Raw genomic sequence first — 7,468 nt, forward strand, 5'->3', positions numbered from 1 at the left:
GCAGATTGTTAAAAAAGTTCTTGTCAAGAGAACCACCCTCAAGAGCCGTTTGCACGCCTGTGCCAATGGCGGCTTTGATCAAGTTCTTTTCCGCCTCACGGGTGATGCGATCAACCAGAGGAGCGGTTTTGGGCAAAGATTGTCCAACACCAGCCATTTCGGTTAGTTGGCTGGTTAAGCCTGCTGTCAACATCGACGAGACAATGCTGAGAACATTCTTTGAAGAGCCAAGTTCATGCAAGGCACCGGCAATATTGCCGCGATTATTGACAAGAGCCACAGCGCTTTTGTTAATCAGCGCTTGGACACCAGCCTGTATCGCCGCATTCATGGCGGTGCTCGAGCCAAGCCCCAAAGCACCGGTAATGGCACTGGCAGCGCCCGAGGCTGCTCCACCCGTAACCGCCGTGACAGCCAATGCCACGAGAGCCGCACCGGCTTCTGTCAGCCCTTGGGCTTTATAATCCCAGTCTTTAAATTCAGCCTTAACTGCTTGCCAATCCACTTGCTTGGATAATTCTGGATCATCACGCAGTTGCTTGATCCATGCCATGCCTGGAGAGCGAGACAATTGCTCAAGGGATTTGTCTAAATCACCGGTTGCCTGATACTCAACAACAAAGCCATCACCCGCATCAAGCTTTATGCCACCCTTAGCATCTATGGTGACATGCTCGATGGTCTCCTTAAGGTAACCTTTATCGCTCTCACTCCACCACACAAGGTTTTCATTACGCTGATAAACGTCCTTAAAATCTTGATCCTTGTTGGTCAGAAACTTGATCTTCCCCGTATCTGATGCCAAATGCGTCTGACCACCACTTGATAGCCCTGCCGCATCAAGCGTGAGATCCCCATTTTGCGCATGCATGGAGAGGTTGCCCTCTGTTTCTATCGTGGTTTTGTTTGTAGTAACTTCTGTTGATTGTTGACGAAACTTATTCTTTTGCTTCGATTTGTCGCCTTCTTTGCCCCTCAGATCCAAATCAAAACTGTTAAAATCTTGCTCTGAAATCGCGTTGAGAGCGCCACCACTGGTGAAATCCCCATTGCCCTTGGCTTTAAACTTTCCCCCAAGGTTAAGTTCACCACCTGTGACAATGGTCAAATCTCCATCACTGTTGACTTCTGTCAAACGGTGCTCACTGCTTTGGGCGTTATAATGCCCTTTTTCCAATGTCTCCTTATGGTCACTCTCTAGCACTAATGAACCAAACGTAGCAGAACCATCGACAATCACCGTCATCGGACCGCCACTGCTCCATTGGCCACCAGTCATGCTTAAATCGCCAAGGGAGTGAATGTTTAAATCCTGTATAGAAATGATTTGAGCCTGCTGCCCACTGCGATCAACAAAACCATATTCATTCGTGTCACGGATTTTTGCAGTACCATCAATGATTGTCTTCGCATTGAGGGTGATGATATCCCCCAGAATAACCCCTGAAGAGTTGGCTAAAAGATCGCCACTGCTGAGATCTACAGCATCGCTGCCAAGCAAAAAACCACCATTATTGAACAACGTTTGCGTGGTCGAAACATGCAATGCACCATTACTTGATATGGTGCCACTATTGGTAAGACGGTCCGTCTCTATAGTGACGCCATTGCCTTTCAAACGTGCACTGGCAAGGTTTCCTTGCTGCGTTTTTGCCCCATAAACATCTTGTGCTAAAGAAGTGTTTGGTGCCAAATAAACGTGGGGTACCAAGACCTCTTGTCCGTCGACAAGGTGGGTCTCAAGCCAGATCATATCCTTTTTGATCCCGGCAATCTGCTGAGGCGTTAAGGGCTTGCCTAGCTCTAACCCCAAAGGACCTTGCTGCTCCACAGCATTGTCATAGAGCCTTTGCATTTGAGCATTGGGATCTTCAACATCAAGAAGAGTGCGATTGCCTGTTAGCTCAAAGATTTGCTCACCCACCAGACGATATTCAAAATAAGCATCCCCCAACTTTTTGAACACGTGCTCAGGCTTATAATTGCCAATCTTTTTTAAGTAATAGTCCGATCCTAAAAATTTGCTTGGATTGATAAAATCTGGACGCGTCTCGACTAAAAATGGCACATCCGGTGTTTGGGTCTGGTCCAATTCTGTCTTAACAGAGTTAAGCCCATCTTGCGTTGGCACTTGTATGGATTCTGGTGCGGGTGTTTTTGTGCTTGGTGCAAAAAGCCCTTTGTGCCCTTTCAAACCATTGATAATACCGTCCAATCGATCATCACTAATCAGTGGTTTGGAACCGTCAAAATCGGTGTTTTTAACACCAGCCAACCCTTTATCGCCAGAGCTTAAGCCAACTTGCTCAACCCCCTCACGCACCGCATGATTGTCAATATAGCCTGTCAACTTGGCATCAAGCGTGCCACCAGCTTCAATCGTGCCATAAACAGCATCATAAGTGCGTTTGAGTGTTTGGGTAAAAGTAGGACCATCCCATTCTTCTGCACCTTGCCCTATACATGCTGGATTTGTGGCACTACATTGCTTATATCTGTAGCGTGTTTCAGTTACAATCTTGGTTGTTTCAATTAAATCACGCCCCTCATTGAGCAGCGTATCACCCTGCATCTCAATGTTGCCATTAGCAGCAATCAAACTATAGCTATTGCGGATATCACCGGCATGGACCGTGAGATGACGCCCTACCAAAATCTGTGCCGCATTATTGGTAAAATGAGGCTGCTGACGAATAATCGTAGTGTCGATATTTTTCTTGATCCTTGTGTGTTTATCAACATTTGGGATATTTTCCCATTCTCCTCGCACGTAACTGTGAGAAACCACTTTATCGCTAACTTCAACTCCACCTTCACGCATGTTGGTAAGCGCTGAGACATCGAAGGTCATATCGCCTGACACGGCTTCTAAAAGACCCGAGCTGTTGATCACATGACCAGCCCGCTCTCCACTTAAACCACGGATGATGAGATTGTCTTCAGCAATGACATCGGCAAACTTATTAATAAAATCCCCATCTAAGGAGAAAATGGCAGATTTCTTGGCATAAATCAGCCCACTATTACTCAGATCAGCGCTCACATTGAGCGCAACCCCATCACCACTTGAACCAATACTGCCGGCATTGTCCAAAACATCTGCGGTTAAGACAAAAGCACCACCACTTTTGAGAACACCGTCTTCACCATTTAAAACCAGAGCAACTTGCCCCAATGACGGATCATGACTTTTTGCCACAAGCGTAAAACTGTCACTGGCTAAAAGCTGACCGGAATTGGCTAAAGACCCAAGCTTCGCATCAACAACACCGCCCACCATAATACCGGAATTGCTTAAAACATCATGACTGTTGAGAGTCAGTACCCCGCCTTGCGCTTCCACAAGCCCAGTTTGGGTGAGTGTGCCTGCCTTCAGCGTTACATCATAGGCGCCAACCTCACTTGTCTCGCCCATTGTCAATATGCCATCACTGGAAAGCTCTATCCGCTTTTTAGAGACAATGCGCCCCGTTTGGCTGAGATTTGTTTGCGCATGCAAAGCAATGGTATCATTGCTTTCTATTGTGCCACTATTGCTTAAATCACCGTGGCTGGTCAGTTGAAGGTCACCACGCTCAATCTCTATGTGCCCTGCTTGGATCACACTATCTGCAACAATATTGACTGCCCCTTGCGTAGAAATGAGACCATCAACATTCTCAAAACTGCCCACATCAATGCGCAAACCATCCCGCGCTAAAACATGCGCACCTTCATCATGTGTAGCGTTTTGTTGCTCTGAATTTGTCGTTTCAGCGCTTTTATTGACAAAAGACGTTGCAACAATCTTCATCTCACCGGCTAAAGCACTGAGAAGACCAGCCTCATTATTTATATGACCAGCACGTATCTCTTTCAGCCCACCAATGCTGAGAGCCTCTTCAGCAATCATTCTGCCCTGTGTGTTGGTTAAATCACCATCACTGAATAGATCCATAGATTTTTTGGCGTAAATCAGCCCACTATTGCTGACATTTCCTGCCACATTGAGCGCAACATTCTCACCACTAGAGCCAAGCGCACCGGCATTGTCTAATTGCCCTGCGGTCACAACAAAAACACCACCACTTTGAAGGACACCTTCGGATGTATTCTTCAGAAAGGCTTGTTGCGGATCGGCGCCTTCTTGTGTGCTTACCATCAAATGCAAATCATCGGTTGCAATAAACGTCCCTTGATTGGTAAATGCACCAATATGAGCATCGACACTCTCACCGCGCATTGTGCCGCTATTGATAACCCCATCACGCACTTGAAGGGTTAATGCTCCTTCTTGAGCTTCCACAATCCCTGCTTGGGTTAAAGCATCAGCACTTAAAACCACATCATAACTTAAAATCGTGCTCTCTTGAGAGGTTGTGAACATGCCCCCCGCTGTCAAGGCAACCTGCTGCATGCTGACAATATCACCCGTGTGATTGAGGGCACCATGGGCATCCAGCGTTATCTCCCCATTAGACCAGACAGTGCCTTCTTGGATCAGGGCACCGTGATGCGCATAAAGGTCAATTTTTTGCTCTGCCACTAAGCGCGCGCGTGATGTAAGCTCTGCTGCTTCCACCAAAAGAGAGCCGCCGGCGCTATAATGTCCAGCGCCTACAGTGAGCCCATCATCGGCGCTCAAGACAATATTCCCCTTGGCACCAATATGGTTGTTTAAAGCGCTGATTTGATTGGTTTTAATGGTCAGATCGCCAAGGGAAGAAACCCCTGTTTGATCATTGTCTTGCATGCGGCTCAGATCAATTGTTGCTGCTTGGATCTCTAAGAGATCACCGGCGGCTATCCGCCCATTCCCCGCCTCAAGCTTTGCTGCCTGTAAATGCAAAGAACCCGTCGCTGACTGTTGACCATCACTCCCAATACCGCTTGCTAGAAGAGCATGAGACTGGAGCTTGATCAGATCGGCGTGCACATCAACAGCACCGCTCGCTGCAACGCGAGCTTGCTCAGCCAGTTCAACATGTTTCAAAGCCTTCAGCTCAACCGCTTCTTCTGAAAAAAGCAGATCTTTCACGTGCACACTATCGTGGTGGGAGTGAGCCTTCACCGCTCCTTTGGCGCGTGCTTTGGCAATCACCAGCTTGCCATCACTTGTCAATCTCATGGCGCCTGCATTGGCAACCATGTCTCCGCGCATCTTAACGCCCGCACCTTTATCATTGGCAATCACGCGGATCTGCCCCGCATACATTCCACCAAACTCACTGGAATCAATCGCCAATTCCGGCTCTTTGCCATCAGAACCAAGAGAAGTTGCTTCGCGTTTGTCATAATCAAAATGATTGCGCCCCGTGATAACAGCCAAATCTCCTTTGACCTGTATGGGACCCCCGACACTGATCTTGCGCGAAACAAGATCAAAAATATCTAATGCACTCCCATCAGCCCCACGAGAGCCTATGGTGATATCACCACCCTCAACACGCAATCCACTCAAAGCGCCATCGGCTCCAATGATCGGTTGTCCAGTCGATAAAGTCACCCGTGGTGTATTAATAAAGCCACAACCGTTACAGGTAATCCCATTGGGATTGGCGATAATAACATCCGCCATATGCCCATGTACTTCGCTCACGCCTTCAAGACGCGAGCGATTGGCACTCACCACTTCATTGAGGATAACCTTTGCTGCACCGCTATAACGCAAATTGCCGTTGCCTGGCACCAATCCCCCAAGCTGTGAACGCGAAACCTCCTCAGTCGAATTGTTCAAAATCACGCCATGGGTATCAACATTGAAACTGTCATATTTGTTATGAGAAAGACCCTGTCCATTGGGGCGAACAATATCAATCAGCGGCACATCATTGCCGGCTTTCCCCACCGTGGGGCGGAAAACAGAGCCAACCCCATCAGCTGCTTTAATCCCTTGGCTCTCTTGTGCAACAGGACTTCGCGCTCCAAGCGCTTGTGCTTGCAACAACAAAGGCTGAAAAGCTAAGCAAAAACTTAAAACAAGTGAAAGCCCTTTATGGATCCCTCGCTGCAAAACACAAAGAACGCGCTGCCATAGCTTGTATCCATATCCCAATCTATGCTTTTGATCTTTCAATCCCCGCATCTTCAGCTCCTCATAAAATTCTTTATCTCTTTAAAAAAACAACCCATATGGGTATAAACAGCGCAGCGATATTTTTACCGCCCATTTGCTCTAAAATCTCAATAATGCCCGCACTTGAAATAACCCTGTCGCATTCCCCTTTTCTCGCACTGTCGATTGGGTTAAAATATTTGAATAAGACACATCAACATCCGTAATGTCTCCGGTTGCATGGAAACCAAGAGTTGCCCCAACGAGGCTCCCGCCAAAACTGTTTTTGTTTACATCATTGGCTACAGCCCCCAGATCAAGCGCCATATAAGGGGCAAATTGGCTCATAAATTTACGCCCCATTCTCGAAGAAAAACCTGGCAACAACAGCGACAATTCATTGCGCCAAAACGCCCCATTATTGCCGTAATAAATCGCCTCACGCACCCCACGCACAGAGGAACTACCACCAAGCGATATTTGCTCTGAACTAAACAACGTGTCGGGTGATAATTGTCCTGAAAACAGCGTGTTATAGCGAAAGTTATACTGTTTGAGCGAAAAAGAACGCATGTAGCCTAGGGAAAAAGACAATTTGGAAAATTGCCCTTTGGGTGAATTTTTTGTTACATTCTCTTGCTCTTTATCGTCATAAGCGCCAAGAATTGCCAACCCTTTATGAAACCCTATATGCGCGCTTAATTCTCCTCCAAGCCACTTGCGCGAATGATCAAGCTCAAAGGTTGCAATAGCTAGTTTACGGCTGGAAACATCAACTCGACTGCCCATAATAAAATTATCAGAATATTTCCATGTCAACCGTCCTGTAACCCAGGTCTTTCCCTCTTGATCACGGTCGATAACCCGTGAAATCCACGGTGTAAGCGATAAAGACTTACCCGCAGTCATAATATCGGAAAATATTCCCTTAACACTCGAATGATATTGGCTCCACGTCCCATCAAAACCAGTTGTCCAATAGCCATAGGGTAGAGAAAATGATCCTGTTAGAGTATCACTATTGGGACGCTTGTGAGAAAAATGATACGGACTACCATCCATAGAACGCTGATAGCTAAACGACCATTGATCATTGATCCCCAACAGATCATCAAAAGAAAGGCTCAAGCGCGTTTGATAAAGCCCTGTTGCTTTAGCGCCAAGATTATCGCTGGAAAGCGTAATAAGCCAAGGTTTCTGTTTTTCAATATGAACATCGAGTATCGAACCACCCGAATTGCCACCAGCACCAAGATTAATGGTGGCTTGGCGTGAGAAAAGCCGATTGATTTGATCAAGCCCTTGCTCTATCTGGCGCAGATTGGTCGGCTTTCCAATAAGGTTTGGAAAAGCCGTGGTGATTTCTCCTTGAGATTTCATTCCAACTTTATGCCCATCAAGGGTAATATCTTCCATCACACCTTCAACAACAAC

The 7,468-nt window shown here is 46.9% G+C and carries 2 protein-coding genes; both read right to left on the reverse strand.

The features are described from left to right. The coding region (locus ACFIJW_RS03420; protein ID WP_375633290.1) for a filamentous hemagglutinin N-terminal domain-containing protein at window positions 1-6,064 on the reverse strand (6,064 nt) is incomplete at its 3' end. 90 nt (window positions 6,065-6,154) lie between these two features. Beyond that, a partial coding sequence (locus ACFIJW_RS03425) for a ShlB/FhaC/HecB family hemolysin secretion/activation protein (protein WP_375633291.1) occupies window positions 6,155-7,468 on the reverse strand: 1,314 nt, incomplete at its 5' end.

The organism is Bartonella sp. MM97QHHN, assembly GCF_042194285.1.
Taxonomy (GTDB): Bacteria; Pseudomonadota; Alphaproteobacteria; order Rhizobiales; family Rhizobiaceae; genus Bartonella.